The organism is Silvibacterium sp. (assembly GCF_047605705.1).
Taxonomy (GTDB): domain Bacteria; phylum Acidobacteriota; class Terriglobia; order Terriglobales; family Acidobacteriaceae; genus Silvibacterium.
Window position 1 is genome coordinate 36,483 of sequence record NZ_JASGFD010000004.1, and the last position, 23,788, is coordinate 60,270.

Annotated in this window: 24 protein-coding genes, 1 tRNA gene and 1 pseudogene; 11 read left to right on the forward strand and 15 right to left on the reverse strand. The window is 60.1% G+C overall.

All coding sequences use genetic code 11. The features are described 5' to 3' along the window. Positions 1-59 precede the first annotated feature (59 nt). From fliF to QM649_RS02390, 6 genes are all read right to left on the reverse strand, one after another. Positions 60-1,736: a flagellar basal-body MS-ring/collar protein FliF gene (gene fliF, locus QM649_RS02365; protein WP_415197402.1), complete on the reverse strand. Its 1,677-nt coding sequence runs from the start codon at positions 1,734-1,736 to the stop codon at positions 60-62. Between the two features lie 77 nt (positions 1,737-1,813). Beyond that, positions 1,814-2,134, reverse strand: coding sequence for a flagellar hook-basal body complex protein FliE (gene fliE, locus QM649_RS02370; RefSeq protein ID WP_415197403.1), 321 nt, complete (start codon positions 2,132-2,134; stop codon positions 1,814-1,816). 37 nt (positions 2,135-2,171) lie between these two features. After that, positions 2,172-2,618: a flagellar basal body rod protein FlgC gene (gene flgC / locus QM649_RS02375; RefSeq protein WP_415197404.1), complete on the reverse strand. Its 447-nt coding sequence runs from the start codon at positions 2,616-2,618 to the stop codon at positions 2,172-2,174. Positions 2,619-2,658: 40 nt separating this feature from the next. After that, positions 2,659-3,051, reverse strand: coding sequence for a flagellar basal body rod protein FlgB (flgB, locus tag QM649_RS02380; protein WP_415197405.1), 393 nt, complete (start codon positions 3,049-3,051; stop codon positions 2,659-2,661). Positions 3,052-3,124: 73 nt separating this feature from the next. Then, positions 3,125-4,420 (reverse strand): sigma 54-interacting transcriptional regulator, encoded by a 1,296-nt coding sequence (locus QM649_RS02385; protein WP_415197406.1) that lies wholly within the window; start codon positions 4,418-4,420, stop codon positions 3,125-3,127. A 43-nt stretch (positions 4,421-4,463) separates the two neighbouring features. After that, on the reverse strand, positions 4,464-5,138 hold the full coding sequence (locus QM649_RS02390) for a response regulator transcription factor (protein ID WP_415197407.1): 675 nt from the start codon (positions 5,136-5,138) through the stop codon (positions 4,464-4,466). 233 nt (positions 5,139-5,371) lie between these two features. On the opposite strand from QM649_RS02390, the gene lexA reads away from it, so the two are divergent. Beyond that, complete coding sequence (gene lexA, locus QM649_RS02395) at positions 5,372-5,977, forward strand: transcriptional repressor LexA (protein WP_415197408.1); 606 nt, start codon at positions 5,372-5,374, stop codon at positions 5,975-5,977. Between the two features lie 64 nt (positions 5,978-6,041). Here lexA and QM649_RS02400 read toward each other — a convergent pair whose 3' ends face one another. After that, positions 6,042-7,616: a DHA2 family efflux MFS transporter permease subunit gene (locus QM649_RS02400; RefSeq protein WP_415197409.1), complete on the reverse strand. Its 1,575-nt coding sequence runs from the start codon at positions 7,614-7,616 to the stop codon at positions 6,042-6,044. 275 nt (positions 7,617-7,891) lie between these two features. On the opposite strand from QM649_RS02400, the gene dnaK reads away from it, so the two are divergent. The 8 genes from dnaK to QM649_RS02440 all read left to right on the forward strand — a co-directional run bounded on the left by dnaK (position 7,892) and on the right by QM649_RS02440 (position 16,302). Further along, the gene (dnaK, locus tag QM649_RS02405; protein ID WP_415197410.1) at positions 7,892-9,811 is read left to right on the forward strand and encodes a molecular chaperone DnaK; all 1,920 of its coding nucleotides are present in this window, start codon (positions 7,892-7,894) and stop codon (positions 9,809-9,811) included. 91 nt (positions 9,812-9,902) lie between these two features. Next, positions 9,903-10,091 carry a hypothetical protein gene (locus tag QM649_RS02410; RefSeq protein WP_415197411.1) on the forward strand — a complete coding sequence of 63 codons (189 nt, stop codon included), beginning with the start codon at positions 9,903-9,905 and terminating at the stop codon, positions 10,089-10,091. A gap of 133 nt (positions 10,092-10,224) precedes the next feature. Continuing rightward, positions 10,225-11,019 carry an Fpg/Nei family DNA glycosylase gene (locus tag QM649_RS02415; protein ID WP_415197412.1) on the forward strand — a complete coding sequence of 265 codons (795 nt, stop codon included), beginning with the start codon at positions 10,225-10,227 and terminating at the stop codon, positions 11,017-11,019. A 57-nt stretch (positions 11,020-11,076) separates the two neighbouring features. Beyond that, positions 11,077-12,297 (forward strand): DnaJ C-terminal domain-containing protein, encoded by a 1,221-nt coding sequence (locus tag QM649_RS02420; protein WP_415197413.1) that lies wholly within the window; start codon positions 11,077-11,079, stop codon positions 12,295-12,297. Positions 12,298-12,328: 31 nt separating this feature from the next. Continuing rightward, positions 12,329-12,805 (forward strand): hypothetical protein, encoded by a 477-nt coding sequence (locus QM649_RS02425; protein ID WP_415197414.1) that lies wholly within the window; start codon positions 12,329-12,331, stop codon positions 12,803-12,805. Positions 12,806-12,813: 8 nt separating this feature from the next. Beyond that, on the forward strand, positions 12,814-13,227 hold the full coding sequence (locus QM649_RS02430; RefSeq protein ID WP_415197415.1) for a MerR family transcriptional regulator: 414 nt from the start codon (positions 12,814-12,816) through the stop codon (positions 13,225-13,227). A 116-nt stretch (positions 13,228-13,343) separates the two neighbouring features. Continuing rightward, a complete protein-coding gene (hpnI, locus tag QM649_RS02435) occupies positions 13,344-14,546 on the forward strand; it encodes a bacteriohopanetetrol glucosamine biosynthesis glycosyltransferase HpnI (protein ID WP_415197416.1) in 1,203 nt (400 codons plus the stop codon). Positions 14,547-14,712: 166 nt separating this feature from the next. Continuing rightward, positions 14,713-16,302, forward strand: a complete 1,590-nt coding sequence (locus QM649_RS02440) for an NAD(P)/FAD-dependent oxidoreductase (RefSeq protein WP_415197417.1) — start codon at positions 14,713-14,715, stop codon at positions 16,300-16,302. 70 nt (positions 16,303-16,372) lie between these two features. Here QM649_RS02440 and QM649_RS02445 read toward each other — a convergent pair whose 3' ends face one another. From QM649_RS02445 to ffh, 3 genes are read right to left on the reverse strand one after another with little or no spacing between them, the layout of a single operon-like run. Further along, positions 16,373-16,645: a hypothetical protein gene (locus QM649_RS02445; RefSeq protein ID WP_415197418.1), complete on the reverse strand. Its 273-nt coding sequence runs from the start codon at positions 16,643-16,645 to the stop codon at positions 16,373-16,375. An 18-nt stretch (positions 16,646-16,663) separates the two neighbouring features. Then, the gene (locus QM649_RS02450; RefSeq protein WP_415197419.1) at positions 16,664-17,317 is read right to left on the reverse strand and encodes a peroxiredoxin-like family protein; all 654 of its coding nucleotides are present in this window, start codon (positions 17,315-17,317) and stop codon (positions 16,664-16,666) included. A gap of 6 nt (positions 17,318-17,323) precedes the next feature. Next, a complete protein-coding gene (gene ffh, locus QM649_RS02455) occupies positions 17,324-18,706 on the reverse strand; it encodes a signal recognition particle protein (RefSeq protein WP_415197420.1) in 1,383 nt (460 codons plus the stop codon). A 264-nt stretch (positions 18,707-18,970) separates the two neighbouring features. Between ffh and QM649_RS02460 the strand changes: the two genes are divergently transcribed. Then, a tRNA-Met gene (locus QM649_RS02460) sits at positions 18,971-19,047 on the forward strand. Positions 19,048-19,100: 53 nt separating this feature from the next. On the opposite strand, the gene QM649_RS02465 is transcribed toward QM649_RS02460, so the two are convergent. The 5 genes and pseudogenes from QM649_RS02465 to QM649_RS02485 all read right to left on the reverse strand — a co-directional run bounded on the left by QM649_RS02465 (position 19,101) and on the right by QM649_RS02485 (position 21,294). After that, a complete protein-coding gene (locus QM649_RS02465; protein WP_415197421.1) occupies positions 19,101-19,424 on the reverse strand; it encodes a hypothetical protein in 324 nt (107 codons plus the stop codon). A gap of 325 nt (positions 19,425-19,749) precedes the next feature. Next, positions 19,750-20,025: a thiamine pyrophosphate-dependent enzyme gene (locus QM649_RS02470; RefSeq protein WP_415197422.1), complete on the reverse strand. Its 276-nt coding sequence runs from the start codon at positions 20,023-20,025 to the stop codon at positions 19,750-19,752. Next, positions 20,006-20,233 (reverse strand): thiamine pyrophosphate-dependent enzyme, encoded by a 228-nt coding sequence (locus QM649_RS02475; RefSeq protein WP_415197423.1) that lies wholly within the window; start codon positions 20,231-20,233, stop codon positions 20,006-20,008. The genes QM649_RS02470 and QM649_RS02475 overlap by 20 nt, the downstream gene beginning before the upstream one ends. Positions 20,234-20,276: 43 nt before the next feature. After that, positions 20,277-20,902: pseudogene (locus QM649_RS02480) on the reverse strand (hypothetical protein). A 17-nt stretch (positions 20,903-20,919) separates the two neighbouring features. Beyond that, positions 20,920-21,294 (reverse strand): thiamine pyrophosphate-binding protein, encoded by a 375-nt coding sequence (locus QM649_RS02485; RefSeq protein WP_415197424.1) that lies wholly within the window; start codon positions 21,292-21,294, stop codon positions 20,920-20,922. Positions 21,295-21,784: 490 nt separating this feature from the next. On the opposite strand from QM649_RS02485, the gene QM649_RS02490 reads away from it, so the two are divergent. Beyond that, positions 21,785-23,554 carry a peptide-N4-asparagine amidase gene (locus tag QM649_RS02490; RefSeq protein WP_415197425.1) on the forward strand — a complete coding sequence of 590 codons (1,770 nt, stop codon included), beginning with the start codon at positions 21,785-21,787 and terminating at the stop codon, positions 23,552-23,554. The last annotated feature ends 234 nt before the right edge of the window (positions 23,555-23,788 follow it).

The following is a 23,788-nucleotide window of genomic DNA, read 5'->3' on the forward strand; positions in this document are numbered from 1 at the left end:
CCGCCGCCTGCGCTCTTTCGGCGAGCGTCTTCTCAACGCAACCTCGCATGCTTCCACGCTTAACCGTCGGTATGGATCCAGCTCTGCAGAAGGCGCGTGCTCTGCTGTGGCTCCTTGCGCAGATGCTCGCTCACCGAGTCGTAGACGGCCTGGGCGTGTAGCCGCCGCTGGTCCATCGGCACATCAAGAGAGGGAACTTCTCCCGACGCCAGCATCGGAGCGCTACCCGCGGGAGCCGGCAGAGAGCGCGGCACGGCAATCGCTTCGACCTGTCGCATCACCGGACGGATGACGACGAGAAAGAGCACCACAGCGCAGAGCAGCAGCCCTCCGTAGCGGAAGAGCGGCGCGGCTTCTCCGGCGGTGTGCAGCAGGCGCTCGCCAAGCGGTGCAGGTGCAAGACCACTTTCGTCAAAGGGCAGGCTTTCGACGCTTACCAGGTCACCCCGCGTCGCATCGTAGCCGACAGCTGCCTTCACCAGATCGGTCAGCCGCTTCATCTCCTCGACTGAGCGTGGTTCCCAGCGCGCCTGTTTGCCACTGCCTATCTGCTGATAATTGATCAGCACGGCGGCATTGACGCGGCGCAGACGCCCGGGCCCTTCGGTGGTGTGCCGCACCTTCTTCGAAGCGGCATAGGTTTCGCTATCCTGCTTGGCTGATTCCACGCTGGCAGCAGAACTTGGATAGACGGGTGGCTGCGCGTTGGGAGCATTGCTCGCGGTTCCGGGCACACCGGTTGCGGTGGGAGCGGGATTAGCCTGCCTGTCCGATTTCTGGCTCGAAAGGGTAACCACGCTGCTCGGATCGTACGTTTCATCGACCTCGTCCGAGGTCGCGGTGTCGTAGTCAAGATCGACCGACGCATGCACATTGCCGACACCAGCCACCGGCTCGAGCGTGGCAATCAGCTTATCCGCCAGCGACTGCTCGAGAGCCGCCGTCTCGATGCTCGCGCTCTTCTTCCCTAACTGCCGGCCAGTACTGTCGACGAGGACAACATTCTCCGCACGCAGATCGTCGACCGAAGCAGCGACCAGATTGCGAATCGCCTCTGAGCTCTCCGTCGAAAGATCACGATGACGCAGCTTGAGCACGACCGAGGCCTTGGCTTCCCGTTGCTGGTCGGTGAAGAGAGAGTCATGAGGCAGAACAAGGTTGACCCGGGCGCTTTCGACGTCGGCCAATGTCCCGATGGTGTGCTCGAGTTCGCCCTCAAGCGCACGCTGATAGTTCACCTTCTCCTCGAACTCCGAGCCGATCCAGTTCGGCTTGTCGAAGAGATCGAAGCCCATGCGTCCGCTGCGAGGACCGCCCTTCGACGCAGTGAGCAGCCGCGCCTTATCGAGTGACTCGGCCGGCACCTGGAGCGTTCCACCATCCACCGCGTGGACAAGGATGCCGGCGCCGCTCAAGGTCGATGACATTTCGCGGGTATCTTCGGCATCGAGCCCGGAATAAAGCGTCCGCCAGTCCGTGCGCGTCGCATACCAGCCGATGGCGACCACACTGAGCAGAGCCAGCGCCGCAGCCGCTCCGAACCACATCCGCTGCCGCGATTCGAGCCTCTGCCAACCCTCAAGAAAGCGCCCGAGGGCAAGCGTAATTGCCGGCGCAGCCCTCTCGCGCATGGCCCGGGCGCCACCTGCCTGAGGCCCTTCGCCGGGGCGTCTTCCCGGCTGCATCCCGGATGCTCCCTCGGCCCGCGTCTCCGTCGGTGTCTCTCGTTCCGCCACTGCCCCTCATCCTCAACGATCGTTTATCGGCAAGTTCGTTCCACACGTTCAACGGTGCCAGATGGTGCCGTCGCGCATCAGAACTGCATCTGCATCAGCTGCTGATACGCAGCCACGGCCTTGTTACGCACTGCCAGAGTCATCTCAAAGGCCAGATTCGCTTTTTGCGTTGCGATCATCGCCTCGTGCACGTCCACGCCATCGCCTGCCATCAGCCCCTGCACCGTACTACTCGCCTGGCTCTCGAGTTGCTGCTCGCTCTCGAACGCCGTGCGCAGAAGATCGCTGAAAGGCAACTCGCCTCCACTCGCGCCGCCAGAAAGGCCGCTAGCGGGTGTTGCCGAGAAAGCCGGTGTTACGCCACTTCCGGCCACGGCATTGAGAAGAATCGGATTCATGGTTCCCTCATCTCTGCTGCACGAATTTCCTGCCGCACTACTTGAGAATGTCCAGCGAGGAGCTGATCATCGCCTTGGTTGCCTGCACAGCCGAGCTGTTGAGTCCGTAAGCGCGGTTCGCGCTCATCAGGTCCACCATCTCGGTCAGAGGATTGATGTCCGGATAAGAGACATAGCCATCCTTGTCCGCGTCGGGATGTTGCGGATCGTAGCGGCGCAGTCCCTTAGACTGATCGGGAACGACGGCGGCAATCGTCACTCCGCCGATCCGGCCCTCGGCCTCGGCCGAAAAGCCGTTTTCCGTGAAGGCATCGGCAAAGCTCGGCGCCTCGGACTCGAAGACCACATGCTGACGCCGGTAAGGTCCGCCTTGCGGCGTCTGTGTGGTTTCAGCATTGGCCATGTTCGCCGCCACGACCTCGGCCCGCAGCCGCTCGGCAGAGAGCGCCGATCCGCTCACATGCATGATTCCGAAGAGATTCATTTCCGGTTCTCCTCCCTGATCCCGGCCGCATCGACTTCATCTACTTGCTGTCTGCGTGGATGGCATCGAGAACGGTTGCATATTCGTTCTTGAGCAGCGAGACACCCATGCGAAACCTCAGCTGATCCTCGGCCATCTTCAGGCCTTCGCGATCCATCGAGACGTTATTGCCATCAGGCCGTTCGATCAGCCCATCGACACGCTCCACAGACGCATTGCGGCGCACCGTTGAGGGTTTTCCATGACTTTCATCGCGCCTTTCCCCGGCGATCTCCTCAAGCGAGGCTTCCATCTCCGCGGCAAAGTCGAGACCCACGGTCCTGTATCCAGGCGTGTCCACGTTGGCTACGTTCTGGGCTGTCAGTTTCATCTCCAGCCCTGTCAGATCCAGGTAGCGCTCGAGTTGCTCGCTCAGCAAAGTGGTCACATGCATGGCCGGTTCTCCTTCCGCTTCGCATATCTGCAAAAGGTGTTCCAAAGACGCACAGGAGTAGATTGAAAAACTCTCATGCCGATTCTTCGTCGTTGCCGAATTCGATCTCTGCAACCCCGATCTCCGCGCGCTCCTCGGCGAGGATCCAGGCTCTTTCAAGAACGTGTTCGAGCTCGCGCACGTTTCCTGGCCAGGAATAACCACGCAGTTGCTCGCGGGCCGCGAAAGACAGGCTCCTCGCCGCGCTGCGTTCAGCCAGCCGGGCGAGGAAGAACTCCGTAAGCCGATCGATATCGGCAACGCGTCCGGCAAGCGCAGGAGTGCGGATCGAGAAGACGGAAAGCCGGTGATAAAGATCGAGCCGGAAGCTCGCCTCCCTCGCCATTCGCGCCAACGGACGGTGGGTCGCCGCAACCAGCCGCACGTCTACTTTCACCGCCTCGTTGTCCCCGATGCGCTGCAGTTCCCCACTCTCGAGAAAGCGCAGCAGCTTGGCCTGAAGCGGCAAAGGCATCTCGCCAATCTCATCGAGAAAAAGTGTTCCGCCATGCGCTGCTTCGATCCTGCCCGTTCTCCCTTGCACCGCTCCCGTGAATGCGCCCCGGGTGTGCCCGAAGAGCTCGGCCTCGAGTAGCGATTCGGGAATAGCGGCGCAGTTGAGCACAGCAAATGGCCGTGAGGAACGAGGACTCAGCCGATGGAGAGCCCGCGCCACCAGTTCCTTGCCCGTGCCTGTCGGGCCCTGGATGAGCACCGGCGTCGGCCGCGGCGCAACCAGCCGGATACGCCGGCTCACCTCGAGCATGGCTGCATCCTCGCCGATGAACTCCGGCAGCCGTAGGCTGGCAACCGCAGATGGAATGTTCGCCGTCGACGGACGGAGCGAAGCGGAATTTTCAGGATGAAGGAGTGGAGCGTGCAGCGGCCTCGATATCTCCCTCGACGTTTCAATCACCGGGGCCGCGTTCCAGGCTGCGCCGTCACCATCCTGGCCGCGGCGCACGGCCAGCAGCACCTCGTTGCGGCGTGGACTCCGGCCACGGCCCGCGGCCTCGACATCGCCCAAGGCCACAACATCCATCTCGGCGAAGAGCCTCTGGCATTCGGCGAGAAATTCCGTCACCTCGAGATCCGGCAGCCAAGTATCGACAACCAGCGTCTCGGCGGATTCCGCATCGAGCATGCCCAGCGCTTCAGCGCCTCCCGAGGCCTCCCTCACTTGCCAGCGCAGGCTGGACAGCGTATCCCGCACCCGCTGGCGAAAGGAAAGATCGGAGCTGACCAGAACGGCCGTGCGTGCGCGCGGCGGCACCGACGGAGAGGATGTGCGGGGATGCGCGAGTTCCCGGGGATAGGGTGCTGAGAACATGAAGACCTCGATTTCTGATGTCTTACCGGAAGACGATCGCGATTCAGGCCTGCGAAGCCAGACCGATCGCGTAGCCCTGCCCGCGTACGGTCTCGATCAACGCCGGCTGACCGGTATCGTTCAGCTTCCGCCGCAGGTAGTTCACATACACATCGACTACGTTCGTGGTGCTCGCGCGCAGCTCCCATACGTGCTCCAGCAGCGCCGCCCGGGAGACGGCCTGGCCGCGGTTGAGAAGCAGATATTCGAGCAGCGCGAACTCCTTGTTCGTCAGAGCGACCGGGCGCCCCTCGCAAAGCACGCTGCGCTCCACGCGGTTTACTTCGAGCCCGCGCTGGCGAAGCACCAGCGCGGCGGCGCCGCGGCGACGCACGACCGCCCGGCAGCGTGCCCGAAGCTCGGCCATCGCAAAAGGCTTGGGCAAAAAATCGTCAGCTCCGAGTTCGAGAGCCTGTACCCGCACCTCGACACCGGACCGCGCCGTCAGAACCACCACGGGAGCATCCTCTCCTGTGCCGCGCAAGAACTTCAGGACCTCAAGGCCATCCCGCCGGGGCAGGTTCAGGTCGAGAATCGTCAGATCCGGAGCCGATGCCTGGAACAGCTCTACCGCTTCCTGCCCATCGGTCGCCACCATCACCACATGCCCTTCGCCGGCAAAGGATCGCTGCAGCAACGCCGCCAGGGCCCGATCTCCATCCACCACCAGAAGTCGCATCTCGTATTTCCTCGTGCCCCAATTTCGCGCAAAGAAGCGGGGCGAACAACAGGCAAAGCTATGCGAGAGCAGCCCATCATTCCTCTTTGGGACACAGGCGCCGCAAGTTCTAAAAGGAAACCAGACTCGCTTCGCAAAGCAGAAACCTCCTCATGCGCAGCGAGGGAGCGGCGAACGCGAGGCGCAAAAGAAAAAATCTCCGCAATTCGCTTTTTATTCGCTAAAATGTACGCATGGCTGTCACGCGTCGGCAAAAAGAGGTGCTGGACTTCATCACGGCGTTTGTTCAGCGCAACGGTTATTCTCCTTCGTTCGAGGAGATCGCCCAAGGGCTCGAGCTGCGCTCGCTGGCCACCGTGCACAAGCACGTCACCAATCTGCAGAACAAGGGATTGTTGCAGCGCGCGCACAACCGCAGCCGCTCGATCGATGTGCTACCGGCACGCCCTCCCAAAGCCCGTTCCGCCGAGCGCTTTCCCCTGCTAGGTCGCATTGCCGCCGGCCTGCCGATTGAGGCGGTCGAAAACCAGGATTCCATTGCGCTCACCGATGTCGTCGGCAACCGTGAAGTCTTTGCTCTCCAGGTACGCGGCGAGTCAATGCGCGATGAGCATATCGTCGACGGCGACTTTGTCTTTGTCGAACGCGGCAATGTCGCGCACGAAGGCGATATCGTGGTAGCGCTGGTGGGAGGGATGGAAACCACGCTTAAGCGGTACTACGTCGAGGGTTCGACGATCCGCCTGCAGCCCTCAAATACCGAAATGGACCCGATCTACGTTCCCGCTGCCCAGGTGGCAATCCAGGGGCGCGTGGTCGGCATGCTGCGGCGCTACTAACAACAGCGCACGCAGAGCAGATGGAGTGCAGCGAAAAGCCCGGCGGATGCCGGGCTTTTTCAGGTCAGTGCGCGCCTGCCGGAGCTTTCTTGCCCGGCACGACCTTGCGGAAGAGCCACACCAGCGCCACGCAGCCGAAGCACAACAATGCCATCCAGCGGAAGACATCGACGAAAGACCACAGCTGCGCCTGCTGCCCAAGTTCGGTGTAGAGCCGGCTCGAGGCCGCGCCTTGCGCATTCGCCGGATTCGTCATGTGCCCGAGATAATTCTTGAGCGCCGTCGTCTGCTGCTCGAACCATGTGCCCGATCGCGGAATGTAATTGGCGATTTCATTCTGGTGCGCATCCGTACGCCGTGTCAGCAATGTCTGCGCGACAGAAATTCCAATGGATCCGCCGATGTTACGCAGGAGGTTGAAGATACCGCTGGCCGAACCGATCTGATCATTCCGCAGCGTGCCGTAAGCCTGCGTGGTAATCGGCACGAAGACGAAGCTCAGCGCAAACCCGGTGACGACGATGGGCAGCAGCAGCGTGGTCGGCCCGATATCCAGCGTGAGGTTGCCGAAGAACAGCGACATGACGCCGAAGGTGATGAAGCCGAAACTCAGCAGGTAGCGCGCATCGATCTTGCCGCCCAGGTAGCCGATCACCGGCATGCCGAGAATCGACCCTATGCCGCGCGGTCCTACGACCAGCCCAGCGGTGAACGCAGTGTAACCAAGCAGATCCTGATAAAAGAGCGGCAGGACCGTAATCATGGAGTAAATGCACAGGCCGAACATCGCAATCAGCAGGCAGCCGATGGCGAAGTTCCAGTTCTTGAGCGTCTTCAGGTTGACCAGCGGCGACTTCGAGCGCCACGAATGCCAGATGAACCAGATGAACGAGGTCACGAGGAAGAAGGTCGCCCAGCGGATCCACAGAGCACCGAACCAGTCGTCCTCCTGGCCCTTGTCGAGGATGACCTGCAGGCAGCCGGTCCAGATCGCCAGCAGACCGAAGCCCAGGTTGTCGAACCTGCCGGCCTTGGCATTCTTGATGTACGGCGGATCATGCACGAACCGGCTGATCATGAAGACCGCCAGCGCACCCACCGGGATATTGATGTAGAAGGCGTAACGCCAGCTGTATGTATCGGTTAGCCAGCCACCCAGGGTGGGACCGAGTACCGGGGCCACGACCACGCCGAAGGCAAACACGGTCATGGCGATGCCACGCTTCTGCGGCGGGAAGCTTTCGAGAAGGATGGCCTGCGAGAGTGGCTGGAGGGCGCCGCCGCCGGCTCCCTGGATGACGCGAGCCAGCAACATGATGCCGAGCGTAGGAGCCGCGCCGCAGAAGAATGACGAAACCGTGAAGATGACCACGCAGGTCAGCAGGAACCGCTTACGTCCGAAGCGCAGCGAGAACCAGTTGCTGGCCGGAAGGATCACGGCATTGGCGACCAGGTAACTGGTCAGCACCCAGGTGGCTTCATCGTTCGAGGCCGAAAGAGACCCGGCGATATACGGCAGCGCCACCGAGGCGATGGCCGTATCCAGGACCTCCATAAAGGTGGCCAGCATCACCGAAACAGCGATAAGCCAGGGGTTTACCCCGGCATTCTGCGCCTGCTGACTACGTTCGTCTGCCATGTTCCTGCTTCTGATTGAAAATCGCGTGCCGGTCTGTGGCTAATGAAGGTCGCGAAGACGGCATTTCCGAACCGCAGGGCCAGCCAACAAACAGATATGCCTCAATTGGATACGCGAGTAGGGGCGGAAGATGCAGAGTCCGGCCTGCCGGTCGGGAACAGGCAAAACCTCCTGCATCCCGGATGGCAGAGACCGCATCAGATAGATTGACAATAACTCACTCAAGTGCGAATGTAGTGCTTGACGCGAGTCGTCAACAGTTGAGGAGCAGCCAAATGGCAAAGATTATCGGTATCGATTTAGGCACCACGAACTCCTGCGTCGCGGTGATGGAAGGCGGCGAGCCCAAGGTTATCGCCAACGAGGAAGGTGGTCGCACCACCCCCTCGATCGTAGCCTTCACCAAGAGCGGTGAGCGTCTCGTGGGCCAGGTGGCCAAGCGTCAGGCCATCACCAACCCCCAGAACACCATTTATTCCGTCAAGCGCTTCATGGGCCGCCGCGCCAATGAAGTCAACGACGAGATGAAGATGGTCCCCTACAAGGTCAAGCAGCAGGGCGATCACGTCGTCGTCGAGGCTCAGGGCAAGGACTACACCCCGCCCGAGATCTCCGCCATGATCCTGCAGAAGCTGAAGAAGGCGGCGGAAGACTATCTCGGCACGACCGTTACCGAGGCCGTCATCACCGTGCCTGCGTACTTTAACGATGCGCAGCGCCAGGCGACCAAGGACGCCGGCCGCATTGCCGGTCTGGACGTCAAGCGTATCGTCAACGAGCCGACGGCAGCCGCGTTGGCCTATGGTCTCGACAAGAAGAAGGAAGAGACCATCGCCGTGTACGACTTCGGCGGCGGCACCTTCGATATCTCGATCCTCGAAGTCGGTGAAGGCGTCATCGAAGTGAAGTCGACCAATGGTGACACCCACCTGGGCGGCGACAACATCGATCAGGCGATCGTGGATTGGCTCATCGCCGAATTCAAGGCGGAAGAGGGTCTCGACCTCGGCGCAAAGGGCAATGAAATGGCCCTGCAGCGTCTGAAGGATGCGGCCGAGCGCGCCAAGATCGAGCTCTCGACGGCAATCGAAACCGAGATCAACCTGCCCTTCATCACGGCGGATGCGACCGGCCCGAAGCATCTTGTGAAGAAGCTGACCCGCGCCAAGCTGGAGCAGCTGGTCGAAGGCATCCTGCAGCGCTCGATCGAGCCCTGCAAGAAGGCCATGATCGATGCCGGCGTGGACGCGAGCAAGATCGATGAAGTTGTGCTCGTCGGCGGCCAGACACGTATGCCGCGTATTCAGCAGATCGTGAAAGAGCTCTTCGGCAAGGAGCCCCATAAGGGCGTAAACCCGGACGAAGTCGTTGCCATTGGCGCGGCGGTTCAGGCCGGAGTTCTGGCTGGTGAGGTCAAGGATCTTCTGCTGCTCGACGTGACCCCGCTGACGCTCTCGATCGAGACGCTGGGCGGCGTGGCGACAGCGATGATCCCGCGCAACACGACCATCCCGACGAAGAAGACCGAAACCTTCTCGACGGCAGCTGACAGCCAGACGGAAGTGGAAGTCCACGTCCTGCAGGGCGAGCGTCCGATGGCCGCACAGAATCGCACGCTGGCGAAGTTCAAGCTGAGCGGCATTCCTCCGGCTCCGCGCGGCGTGCCGCAGATCGAGGTCACCTTCGACATCGACGCGAACGGCATCCTGAACGTCTGGGCCAAGGACAATGCGACCGGCAAGGATCAGAAGGTGACCATCACCTCCTCGTCGGGCCTGAGCAAGGAAGAAGTTGAGCGCATGGCGAAGGAAGCCGAAGCTCACTCGTCCGAGGACAAGGCGAAGCGTGAGGAGATCGAGGCTCGCAACCAGCTCGACGGTCTCGTCTACAACATCGAGAAGATGCTGAAGGACAACGGCGACAAGGTCTCCGGCGTGGAGAAGGCCGAGGTGGAATCCGCCCTGGCCGACGCGAAGAAGACTCTGGAAGGTCAGCCGGATGCGGCGGCAATGAACGCCGAGCGCGAGAAGCTGACTGCCGCTTCGCACAAGCTGGCCGAGGCGATGTACAAGGCCGGTGCAACACCGGGAGCCCCGACCGACGGCGCCGCGGCGGCCTCTGGCACGACCGAGGAAGCCAAGAAGGACGAAGGTGTTATCGACGCCGAGTACGTGGACGTCGAAGAGAAGAAGTAAGCGCGCAGCCAGCTGCGTTTGCATTACCGAGGGGCTGCTCCGTAAAGGGCCGCCCCTCATTTTTTAGCCAGACTTTCGGCGAAGGAGTGCAATGACGGAAGCGAACACGGTATCGAGCATGGTTTGGAAGTGCGAACAGATTCGCGCGGGCCAGGTGTACAACCGGGTAATGTTCGACACGAAGGAAGAGGCCGAGCAATTCCGCGTACAGATGAACAAGGCAGAGCCTGATCTCTTCTGGCGCGTGGAAGCGGTGGAAGCGCGCATGGTGTGGAACTAAGCTTGCGCCCCCGCCCAGTGCCGACAACAGGCTTGAGCGGCACCGCCGGGCCAGTGCGCTCCCTTTGGTCGCTTTGGCTGGAATCACAGAGCTTTTGAGATGTTCGAATACCGGAACTCAAGAACGGAGATCGATGCCCGAAGGAAACGAGATCCATCGCTTTGCCAAGCAGCACGCCGCCGCGCTCGCCGGTCATCGCCTGCATGTGGATTCTCCCAACGGAGGCTTCCCCGACGCGACCGTGCTCGACGGACGCACGCTGAAGTCGGTCGAGGCGTATGGCAAGCATCTGGGGTATGTCTTCGGCAAAGACCTGATCGTGCATGTGCATCTCGGCATGTACGGCGACTTCTGGGAAGGCCAGATGCCGCTGCCTCCTGAGAAGGGCGCGCTGCGGCTGCGCATGTGGAACAAGACAGATTGGATCGAGTTGCGTGGAGCGACCGACTGCTCGATCTTCGACGAGGAGAAGTGGGCTGCGCTGCTGGCGCGGCTGGGCGCAGACCCGTTGCGGGATGATGCCGACCCGGATCCGGCCTTCGCCGTCATCCGCAAGCGTAAGACCGCCATCGGCCTGTTGCTGATGGACCAGCGCATCTTCTCCGGAATCGGCAACATCTTTCGTGCGGAGTTGCTCTATCGTGCGCGGATCGATCCAATGCGGCCGGGCAAGGACGTATCGCTCGCCGAGCTGCGGTCGATATGGAAAGACGCCTGCAAGCTGATGCCCGAAGCGATGGAAGACCGCCGCATCGTGACGACGCGGCCGAAGGATCGTCCTCATGCGCGGCGCCCGGTGCAGGATGAGGAAGTGCATTACGTTTACCGCCGCCACAACAAGCCGTGCTTTGTGTGTGGTGCGACAATCAAAAGGCAGGAGATGGGCGGACGCACCGTGTACTGGTGCCCCCAGTGCCAGGCGAATTAAGCCCGAGAAGGCCTGAGACGTCATCCTGCCGGAAAGTTTGAGAAGAGCTGACCAACGATGCCATCGACTCAAAACAAGGACTACTACGCCATCCTTGGCGTGAAAAAGACAGCGACAGCGGATGAGATTCGCAAAGCCTTCCGCAAGCTCGCACGCAAGTATCATCCGGACGTAAACCCCGGCGACAAGAAGGCCGAGGAGAAGTTCAAGGAGATTTCGGAAGCCAACGACATTCTGAGCGACGAGAAGAAGCGGAAGGTTTTCGACCAGTTCGGCTTCTACTCTGACCAGATCGACCCGGCTACGGCAGAGGCTGCGGCGCGCGGCGCCTATGGTCCCGGCTACGGCCAGGGAGGCCCAGGACGCGGCGGCCAGGAAGTGCCGTTCGACTTCGGCGGCTTCGACTTCTCGGACTTTGCCAACCAGCAGGGCGCGGCCGGGCAGCAGCAGGGCGGCTCGAGCTGGGGCGGCTTCAAGGACATCTTCTCCGGCATCTTCAATCAGGGCCAGGGCGGAAGGCAGCAGGAAGGTCCGCAGGGCGGCAGCGACCTCGAATACCAGGTGCAGGTGGATTTCTGGACGGCGATCCGCGGTGGCACCACGAAGCTGCAGGTGCAGCGGCAGGAGATCTGCCCAACGTGCAAGGGCAAGGCTTCGACCGGCGGCGCGCACACCTGCCCGGAATGCCATGGCTCCGGCCAGGTCACACAGATGGGCGGACGGATGAAGTTCAACATCCAGTGCCCGCGCTGCGGCGGCTCCGGCAAAGTGCGCAACGCCTGCGGCACCTGCCACGGACAGGGCACGGTGACGCGGACCGAGACCATCGAGTTCCGCATCAAGGCAGGCACGCGCGACGGACAACGCATCCGGCTGGCCGGCAAGGGCAATGCCGGAGTACACGGCGGCGTGCCCGGCGACCTTTACCTGAACATCCGCGTGGGCACGCATCCGGTCTATACGCGTCAGGGCGACGACATCCAGATCACGATCCCGGTGACCGTAGCGGAAGCAGCGCTGGGCGCGAAGATCGAAGTTCCCACGATTGATGGGCGCGCACTGCTGAAAGTTCCGCCAGGCACGCAGAGCGGGCAGAAGCTGCGCATGGGCGAACGCGGTGTTCCCTCGGCCTCCCATGCGGGCGTACGCGGCAACCAGATTGTCACCATCGAAGTTGCGGTACCCAAGGTACAGGACGAGCGCTCGAAGGAGATCCTTCGCGAGCTGGCGCGCCTCAACCCCGAAGATCCGCGCGAAGAACTCTGGACGAAGGTATAGCCTCGTTCAGGGAGAGATAACAGAGACGGCGATGATAGAGCCAGCGCAGACAGAAACCGACGAAGTCGTACGCGACGACGCCAACGAGCTGCTGAACGCCGCCGTCTCCTACGGCAAGCGCATGTTGCGCAAATATGGCGAGTTTGGGCCCTTCGGCTTTCGTCTGAACGAAGAAGGCAAGGCCGTGATGGAGAGCATCGCGCAGCATCACATGCCGCCGGATGCTTCCCTGCTCCACGGCCTGCTGCGCCAGCAGCTTCTCGAGCGGGCACAGCGCGGCAAGCTGCCGGCTGCGGCCATGGCCTCGAATGTCACCATGGGGCAACCTTCAGGCGAGGGCTACCGCGACGCCATCATGGTGGAAATCGAGCACCGCAAGGGGTATGTGATCAAGGCGTTTGTCCCGTATAAGATCACCGGAGGGCAGTTTTTCGGATTCTTTCCCCGCGTGGTGCGCTTTGGAGCGATCCGCACGCAACCATCGGAAGCCCAGTTGTTTACTCCCTGAGGAAGGTCATGCCGACCAAACGCAAGTCCAAAGGCGCATACATGATCTCGGCCGTCGCCGAGATGTACGGCATTCATCCCCAGACGCTTCGCCTCTACGAGCGGGAAGGCCTGCTGAAGCCCTCGCGCAGCGACGGCAATACGCGCATGTACACCGACGAGGACCTGGAGCGGCTGGAGTTCATCCTGAACCTGGCGCGCGACCTGGGCGTAAATATCGCCGGGATCGCGATCATCCTGCAGATGCGCGAGCGCATGGAAGAGATGAACCGCCAGATGCAGGGCTTTGTGGACTACGTACGGTCGGAGATGGTTTCCCGCATGCAAGGGATGAATCAGCCCGCAGCTTCGGCCATGGTGCCGCTGCGCCGGCCCGCGGTACGGCCGGTAGTGGTGATTCCGAAGCCTAGGACGAAGCGGTAAGTGCCGTTTTTCGAGTCAATTACGATATCTCAGCGCAACTTTCGCGCCGCTGCGCTAGTCTATTAGTGTGCTCGATCGCCATGGGGACTCTGCAACCCGGGCACCTTCACCAACTCATGATGAAACTTCTGCTTGGCCTTAGCCTGTTGGGCCTGCTGAGCTCCACGGTGTTCAGCATTCTGGTTTTTCTGGCCGCGCAACGTTTTACGCGGCGCCGTCGCGCTGTCCCAGGGAATGCCTCCCTGCCGTTTGCACCACCGGTCTCGCTTTTCAAGCCGCTGCACGGCTACGAACCGGGCCTGGAAGAACACCTCGAAAGCTTCTTCCGGCAGGACTACCCCGAATACGAAATCCTCTTCGGAGCACGCGTCGCCAATGATCCCGGCCTGGAAGCCGCCCGCCGCGTCGCATCCCGCTACCCGTATATTCCCGTTCGCTTTGTGCTCACCGGCGAGCCCTGGTACATCAACGCCAAGGTGTGCACGCTCGAACTGATGGAGCGCGTGGCCACGCATGACATCTTCATCGTCAGTGACAGCGATGTACGCGTAACGCAGAATTATCTTCGCGAAGTCGTTGCTCCTTTTGCCGACAAGAAGGTCGGCGCGGTGACATGCCTTTATCGCGGCATCGGCACCGGCCTCTGGTCGCATCTTGAAGCAGCCGGCATGTCAGTGGAAATGACGGCAGGCGTGCTTGTAGCCAACATGATGGAAGGCATGCAGTTCACGCTGGGTCCCACAATGGCCGCGCGGCGCATCTGCATGCGTGAGATGGGAGGCTTCGGCGCTCTCGGCTCCTACTGCGCAGACGACTTCGTACTCGGCAACCGCATCCACAACAATGGGCATACGGTGGTGCTCTCCTCACATGTGATCGACCACATCGTGCTCAATGAGGATTTTGTGGATTCGCAAAAGCATCAGGTCCGCTGGATGAAGTCGACGCGCTTCTCGCGCCCGAAGGGGCACTTCGGCACCTGCCTGACCTTCAGCGTGCCCTTCGGCATTCTAGGAGCTGTGGCTGCTCTTGGCATGCACCTCCCGCTCCTGGCGCTTATTCTGCTGGGCTACAGCCTGCTGAGCCGCATCGCGATGGCCGCGATGCTCAGCCGCAATGTCGTCCACGAAACGACTTGGCTGCGCACAGCGCTGATCTTCCCTTTCCGCGATCTGCTGGGATTTTTCTACTGGGCCGCGAGCTATGCGGGCAGCACCATCGTCTGGAGAAATCAGAACTACACATTGACTACCGATGGCCTCATGCTTCCAGCCGAAGCCGAGGACGATTCGAAGAGCGCTCCGGCGTTCACCTCCTGAGCGGGTCTGAGGCCCGCTTCGCAACCGCCAGTCCGGCCGGCCGCGCGCCCGCCGTCGACCCTGGCAAGCACGGATTGCCCATGTCTAAGAGAACGAACATCTGCGGCGCGCCACTCTCGCGCAATGCCGCCCCGCTGGTAAATCTTCTTTCTGCGAGTGTCGCCCGATGAGCGCCGGCAGAACCGCAGTCATCATCGGAGCCGGACCCGCCGGACTCACCGCCGCGCTCGAGTTCCTGCGCCGCAGCGATATCCGCCCCATCGTGCTCGAGGCGAGCCACCGCATCGGCGGCATCTCCTGCACGATCGAGTACAAGGGCAACCGCATGGATATTGGCGGCCACCGCTTCTTCTCGAAGGTGGACCGCGTGATGGACTGGTGGACGGAACTGATGCCGATCGTCGCCGATGAGAACGGCGATGGCGCGCATACTGTCAGCTACCAGAACAGGACGACAACCGTAAATGCGAAGACCGCCAGCGAAGACGAAGACCTCGTGATGCTGGTGCGTCCGCGTAAGAGCCGCATTTACTTCCTCCGCGGCTTCTTCGATTACCCAATCACATTGAGCGCAGGCACTCTGACGCGGCTGGGCGCGGTGAGAACCATCAAGATCGGCGTCAGCTATCTGCTTGCGCGTATTTTCCCGCGCAAAGAAGAGAAGACACTCGAAGATTTCCTCATCAACCGCTTCGGCAAAGAGCTGTACAAGACCTTCTTCCAGTCCTATACGGAAAAAGTCTGGGGTGTGCCTTGCGATCAGATCAGCGCGGCCTGGGGCGCACAGCGCATCAAGGGGCTCTCCCTGCGCACCGCCGTTGTGCACTTCTTCAAGAAGGCCTTCAGCCGCAAAAAAAGGTCGAGCGACATCGCACAGAAGGACACCGAGACCTCTCTGATCGAGAAGTTTCTCTATCCCAAGCTCGGCCCTGGCCAACTGTGGGAACACGTGGCTGACGAAGTGGTTCGCATGGGCGGCGAGGTTCGCATGCATACCCGCGCAGAGCGCCTCTTCACGGATGGCAACCGCGTCACGTCAGTTGAGGTCCGCTATGAGAACGGCGAGCGCGAGGTCATCCCAGCGGACTTCGTCTTCTCGACCATGCCAATCCGCGAACTGATTCACTGCCTGGATGCGCCTGTTCCGGCAAAGATAAAGGAAGTAGCCGATGGCCTGATCTACCGCGACTTCATCACGGTGGGGCTGCTCGTGAACAAGTTAACTGTCACGGAGCCGGACGGCTCGCCGCTGAAGGACACCTGGATCTATATCCAGGAGCCGGATGTGACCCTGGGCAGGCTGCAGATCTTCAATAACTGGAGTCCGTACATGGTTGCCGACCCGACGAAGGTATGGATCGGGCTCGAGTACTTCTGCTACGACACGGACCCGATGTGGCACATGGAGAATGACGAGATAGCGCGCTACGCGATCGCCGAAGTGGAGAAGATCGGCATTCTCAAGGCTGCGGATGTGCTCGACGCACATGTGGTGCGCGTGCCGAAGACCTATCCAGCATATTTCGGCACCTACGATCGATTCGACGAGATTATCGATTACACCTCGACATTCGAGAATCTCTTTCTGGTCGGGCGTAACGGCATGCACAAGTACAACAACCAGGACCACTCCATGCTGACCGCGATGACTGCGGTGGACAACATCACGGCCGGCAACCTGGATAAGGATCCGCTCTGGAAAATCAATACCGAGCAGGAATATCACGAAGAGAAAAACGGTTCGGACAAGCAGTAGACTTGTCAGAACCTTGCAATAGAAACGCCTGCGCTGAGCGCAGGCGTTTTCACTTCAGGCAGAAACTCCGTTATTCCCACTGCGACGCGTGACGCCGCAACCACCAGCACGGCGGCGCGCCATGCGGAAACAGCGCCCGAGCGCAATCTACTGGCTGCGTGCCCATATAGTCGTATTCCGCCTTGCTGCCCTTCAATGGGGTTTCGAGGAACTGCTTCACTTCGACGGAATCATATCCGCGGCCACGCGCAGATTCAACGCGGAAGACGGCAAAATCCGCGACATACGCGACAACAAATACGACCACCAAAGCCCGCACCGTCAGCCACAGCAGCTTCTTCATCGTGCCTCCGCGGATGAACTAGCGAGCCCTCACCGGAAGATGTGCAAGCACGTCTCCGGGTTCCGGCCGCACGCGATAGTCGGCATGCGCCTCGGCGTAGAGCACGGTGCCATCCATATCGACGACATACGTGGCGGGCAAAGGCAAACGCCAGCTCTCTTCTCCATTGACGAAGGGGATGTTTACGAGGACGCTGCGATAGTACTGCCGTTGAAACTCGGGCACGGTATACGCCAGGCCGAACTGCTCAGCCAAGCGGCACTCTTCATCGCGCAGCATGGGAAACGGGATGTCATGCTGCCCCTGCGTGAAGTCGCTCTGCCGCGTGGTCTGCGGCGAGATCGCCACCGTAAGGCCGCCACGCTCGCGCACGATGGGATAAAGATCGCGCCAGGCTTCCAGCTCCGTTACGCAGTAGGGGCACCAGCGTCCGCGAAAAAAATCGATGACCAGAGGCCCAAGAGCCAACAGGTCTGACGAGCTTACGCGACGACCGCTCGCATCCGGCAGGGAGAATTCCGGGATTTTCGCGCCCACCCCAAGAATCTTCTGCTCGATGCCGGTCGCGAACAGCTCTTCTACCGCGCGCTCTCCAATAGCCAGCCGTTCAGGCTGCACCAGTGTGCGAGTCTGCGCGGTGATTTCATCGAGCTGGTCCTGGAGATGGGGCATCCGCGCTTACCTGCCCATCCCGCCGCGCATGCCACCGAGCATACCCATGGCGCGCCGCTGCAGCATGCCGCCCTTACCCACGTTCTTGAACATCTTGCGCATCTGCGCGTACTGGCGCAGTAACTGGTTCACTTCCTGCACAGATGTACCCGAGCCCGAAGCAATGCGCTTGCGGCGGCTTCCGGAGATGATCTCGTGGTTGTTGCGCTCATGCTGCGTCATGGAGTTGATAATCGCCTCTACGCGCGTGAACTGCTTCTCGTCCACCTGGTCGGCCATCTGCTGCATGCCGGCGAAGGGACCGACCGAGGGCAGCATCTTCATGATGCTCTGCAGCGAGCCGAGCTTGCGGATCTGGCGAAGCTGATCGCGGAAATCCTCGAGCGAAAAACCGTCACCGCTGAGCGCCTTCTTGGCAAACTCCTCGGATTTCTTCTTATCGAGCGTGGCTTCCGCCTTCTCGATGAGCGTCATAATGTCGCCCATGCCGAGAATACGGCTCACAATGCGGTCCGGATGGAAGGGCTCGAAGGCGTCCGGCTTTTCGCCGAGACCGATGAACTTCACCGGCTGGCCGGTCACGTGACGAATCGAAAGCGCAGCGCCACCGCGTGCATCACCGTCCATCTTGGTGAGCACAACGCCAGTAAGCGCGAGGCGCTTGTGGAACTCTTCGGCGGACTTCACAGCATCCTGGCCAGTCATGGCATCGGCGACGAAGAGGATCTCCTGCGGCGAGAGCAGCGACTTGAGCATCGCCATCTCGTCCATCAGGTCGGCATCGATGTGCAGGCGGCCCGCCGTATCGACGATGAGCGTGTCGCAACCGCTGATGACGGCCTCACGACGCGCTTCCTTGGCAAGGCGCTCGACCAGCGGCGTGCCGGCTTCTTCACCCTTGGTATCGCCTTCGTAGATCTTCGCCTTGATAGAGTTCGCGACAACCTTGAGCTGCTCCCGCGCCGCGGGACGATAGACGTCGACCGAGACAAGCATGGGGCGGTGACCGCCCTTCTGCAGCCACGCTGCCAACTTGCCCGAGGTTGTCGTCTTACCGGAACCCTGCAGGCCGGCCATAAGGATGACCGTGGGCGGGCGCGAGGAGAACTGGAAACGCGCGGTGTCCTTGCCCAGCAGCGCAACCAGTTCGTCGCGAACAACCTTGATGACCTGCTCGGTCGGCGACAGCGCCGTCATGACTTCCTGGCCAACGGCTTTTTCGCGGATGTGCTCGATCAGCTCCTTGACGACGTTCAGGTTGACGTCGGCTTCGAGCAGAGCCACGCGGATTTCGCGCAGCGCCTCCTGAATGTTCTCTTCAGTGATGGTGCCCTGGCCGCGCAGATTTTTGAATGCGCGCTGCAGTTTTTCGGAAAGATTCTCAAACATGGCTCATTCAGCAGTTTATCAGCCAGTCCGGCCCTCGAAGCGATTCGCATCGAGGGCTCAAATTTGAGATGCGACAAAGCACCTGCGGTGTGGAAAAACGGGTGCACCCCGGCGCTCACTCCTGCGCCTTACGGCAAACAGGAGATCGGCTAAAACCCCTATAAACAAAGGAGAATATGGGTTATTTCCAGCACATTTGCGAAGTGACAAAGCAGTACACGGGGCACGGTTTGACCTGAGTACCCCCAATTGTTACTATCAGATTGCGGGGTGGAGCAGTCCGGTAGCTCGTTGGGCTCATAACCCAAAGGTCGCAGGTTCAAATCCTGCCCCCGCAACCAAAGAGACGCTGAATCAAAAGCACTTCCAAGTCCCGAGCTTGGAAGTTTTTGTTTTAGAGGGTAGTTAAGAGGGCAGAATTCTCGATTGCCTTCTCCTCATCCCCTTCCTGCTCCTTCGCAGCGACCGCCTGAGCAATCTCCGCGCCGAGCTTCCTTGCGGCTTCCTCATTCGCCGACCAGTCGAGGGCATGGCCGTAAACGTCGAGGGTAAAGCTACCCGTGAGCGCATGGCCTATCCGCTCCTGGATCGTCTTCAGCGGCACCCGCAGCCAATCCATGATCGAGACATTGAATTGGCGAAAGGCATGGTACCCAGCCTTCTCCAGCTCCAGCGTCTTGAGGATGGGTGCGAACCTCCGCTTCCGCTCAATGTTCATATCCAGAGGGTTGCCAGTTCTGACCGTGAACAGGAAGGAATGCCCTGCCGCCTTTTGCCGCCCGATCTGTTTCCAGACTAGTTCGGCGAGCTGCGGGGGAGATAGCAATCTTCCGCACGGCACTCTGCGTCTTAGGGGCCTGCTCCACTACCGTACTTTCCAGCGGCCTCCCACCGCTCATCGTGCAGCGGCAGTCTCTTACCGTTCGGTGTCTTACCGTCTTCGAAACACCAAACACCCGCACCAGACCCGCACTTCGAGCATCTCGTCCAATTCATTTAGGTGAGTCGCTTATCCGCCGTCGCTTTACGGTCTACTGGATGGTTCACTTCATGAACAGGTGCTCTTTCGTCGGCTCGAACAATAGATGATTGTCGCGGTAATCAACGCGTACTCCGATTAGAACAAGCCCTGCAATTGCAAAGGCATCTTCGAGCGTGGGTAGGATTTGTTCTGGAGTGTGAATCATTATGCCCACGGCTCCGAATGCCTCAGCGTAGCGGATGACATCGACCGGACCAAAGTCCACGCCTGACTTGCGGTCGTATTTTGCTTCTTCCTGCACTGCAACCATGTCACATTTACCATCGATCCACACCATGTGAGCAAGATTCAATTAGGCGCACTGCAGTTTCCAACTCCATAGAGAAGAAGAGGAAACGGCCGTCGCCGGAGATCGAGAGCGTCTTCTCGTGAGAACGTATAAGGCACGCTGCAATGCCCAGGGGAGAGCAACCCCGAGGGTCTGCTGGCCATTGCTGATAAGAATTTGCCGAGCACGGAAGCTGAAAAGATAATGAGCAATCCATAAATGGAACGAACCTATATCAAGGCAAAGCGTTACATCATCAGTCATCCAGTGTTGTGACTTCGCCACGATGCGCAGAGGGTGATCGGGGTCTGAGTATGTTTGTAAGCCTCGTCGAGTCTCCCTGCACTCTTCTTCGCAAGTACATTGAGAAAGCGATCTACGTCATCCGCAAGCACCACCGGGGGAATGAAGCTGGCCAGCGCGGTCAACGATGCAGCGATGTCCCCGAGTATCTTCACAGCCGGCTGATAGTAGTTGTCGATGTTGGCAGGCACGCTATCGACATGAATGATCTTCGCGTGATTCCAGATCGATGGATCGTACTCGACTGGGTCATAGCCGATGGTAAGGATGAGATCAGCAGCAGCGAACAATTCATCGACAGGTGAATTATTTGCCCAACACGCCCGGCGAAGCGTCGGAAGAGATCACCTAATACCGCTCCGGCAGCTTGGAACGTTCCCACCAAAGGTATGCCACTCTTTTGCAGGAAGGCCCGGATGGCCTTCGCGTTATCGGGCTTACTGGCCAGCACCCCAAGCAACACGACGGGCCGGACTGCGCTATGAATGAAAGCTGCGGCTGTCCATAGTGATTCCTCATCCCCCGCGCCATATCGAGGTGTGCGCCTTCCGACGAGCGCGGTAGAGGCCGCTTCGGTTTCCATTATGTCCTTGGGAAGATTCACAAAGGCGGCACCGGCCCGCCAGACTCAGCGGACCGAAAGGCGTTCGCCATGACTTCACCGATCATCTCTGGCGAACTGATCTCAGCGCAGAACTTCGTCACCGGCTTCAGTACGTTTACGGCATGCAGGGTTTGATGAATCAGGCTGAAACTCTGAGATGTGGGTACCGATCCCCCGAGAGTCACGACTGGATCGCCTTCACTGGTCGCGGAGGCTAGGCCCGTCGTGAGATTGCTCACGCCGGGACCGGATGTCCTGATCGCAACACCTGCTTTCCCCGTCAGACGCCCAATCCCGCCCGCGATGAATGCTGCGTTCTGCTCGTGCCGACAGACTACGGCCTCTATTTGAGGAGTCAGCCAGCGCCTCAAACACTACGTCGATCTTCGCCCCCGGGATTCCGAAGACATATTGCACGCCCTGCAACTCAAGAGCCACGACGACTTGAGCACCTCTCTTCTTATCCATAATTCGCCTCGTCTTGGGTAATGGTCACTATGGCTTCTTGATCTGCTCTACCTCCATTAGCCTCTGATTGGTGTCGCGTGAGAGGTCCGCCTTGAGGTAGGCCTCGGGTTCCGGCAGAGACACATGCATCTCATCGATCGAGCATCCGCCGAGAGCGACCTTTCCGCATACACACTCCAAGACATGGCCTCCGCGAAGTCCGTCCTACGAGAGGAAACCCGGTACGATAAATGGCCCCATAAAGCTGCCCGCAGTTGCCTTCATCTGCTGATTTCTCTTCATGAACAAACCGTCGGCAGCGCATGAAAAAGCAATTACTTATTCCTGCATGGTTCTTCCCATGCGCATGCTATGGTTGCTCACGCGTTTCCATCTTAACTAGAGGACAATCTTATGGCCTCGATCTTTCTCCGTCGCGTTATGCTCGCGACCCTGGTAGTTTCCCCCGTCTCTCTTGCCAGTGCTCAGGTCGTGCTTGCGCCCACTACGCCGGAGGTGGGCTCGTCGAACCCGGTGACAGCGCAGCCGCTGGTGCCGCGGCCCACCACCAAGCCTTGCACGGTCCAGTTGTTTACCAACCTTGAGTTCGCCAACTACGACAACAAGACCTTTTCCTATCAGCCCCCGGCCGGTTGCCCAGGGCCCTGGGCCAAGGTGGTCTTTACCAGTGACTTCACCGTCACCGCAGGCACACAATACGATCGCACCGGCGCGTTTTATCTCGGTGGCGCGAATATTTATTACGGAACCACCTCCGAGCCTTCGAGCGACTACAGCCCGAGCTGGCATGTAGAGCGGGATGTGACCGATCTCTCTTACATCTTCAAGTCAGAACAGACCGGTACCGCTGTGTTGGGCAATTATGTGGGTGTATATGATGGCACCGACTACGACGGCATCATCTACGCTAATGCTGAGCTGGAGTTCTACCCGGCTAACCCCGTCAATCCTGCGCCCGCCGTTCCCGACCTCCTGGTTCCGGTGACCGGCTCCGGAGGCACGGCGGGTACATTGAATACCACCACCGACACCATCTCGCAGACGGTAAGCCTGCCCGAAAATGTCGAGAGCGTGTACCTCGACGTGATCGCCCAGCCGCAGAGCGATGACGAGTTTTACTACTTCAACGTCCCGACAGCGGACGAGGCCGAACTGGCCAGCGACGGGGGCACAGCCTTCCGCGAGGTCGAGGTCTGGATCGACGGCAAGCCAGCCGGCGCGGCTCCCGTCTATCCTTTTCTGAATACCGGCGGCATCGATCCCAACCTGTGGATCCCGATTGTGGGCAACCAGACGCATGAGTTCAAGCCTTTCCGCGTCAACCTGACGCCGTTTGCCGGGCTGCTTGGCGATGGCAGCTCGCACACCGTCGCGGTGAGCGTTTTCAACGCCAACTCCTATTTCCTGGCCACGGCCAACCTGCTGGTGTACGAAGACCATGGCAGCAAGAAGGTGACCGGCGGAGTGCTGGAAAACACGCTGACCGAACCCTCGCCCACCGTGACCCAGAACCTTGCGCTGAACTCCTCCACCGGCGAATACACGGGCACTGTCAGCGATGATTCTTCGCGCTCCTATGTCATCAAGGGATACGTGAATACCTCGCATGGCCGCGTGGAAACCACCTTGCAGCAGACCATCGGCTTCACCAACACACAAACCTTCGACGTGAATCCGTCCACCTACACGCCCGATATTCAGAATGCGGTACAGAACGCAACGCTCAACTCCGTAGTGACCACCACCTCGGGCCGCAATCAGTCGACCAGCGAGCAGCATTTCGCCTATCCGATCACCGTGGACTTCGCATACGGTGTGCCTGCCGCCGGCGGCGTGTATGAGAACGTAAGCGTGGATCAGATCTACAAGCTCACCTCGAAGATCGACGGCGGACCGGAAGCCAAAACCTACGAGGAGACCAAGTCGGTCGACGATCAGCTCGAAGATGCAGAGGGCAACTACACCGACACGTCGAACTCTTCGCAAACCTACCGCACCAACGCCTATCCTGGTGGCTGCTACGACGAGACACTGACCGCGGCGTCGAACGTGCTGACGGATGTGACCGATAACTGCAAGAACCAGAACCGGCACTCTGGCAGTTCTTCGGGCTATCACTCGCCTAAGCACTTTTGGCGCCACCCGTTCCAGGCTCACTTCTAGCAGAAAACTGTCTGCATCCCGGTCTGTCCTATGTGTAGTATCGGTGGGATAGACCGGGCCAGATGGGAATCGACGGCTGCAGACCGGGAATATTCCTGAGCGATATTTCTTTGGGATGATAGGCCGGTTTATGAGAGGTTCAGTGCGGCCGGCTAGTCAGATATCGATCAGGACATAGATACCGAAAACGTGATTACCCTGTAAACTTCTCTCAGACCTCCTCCACGCATATGC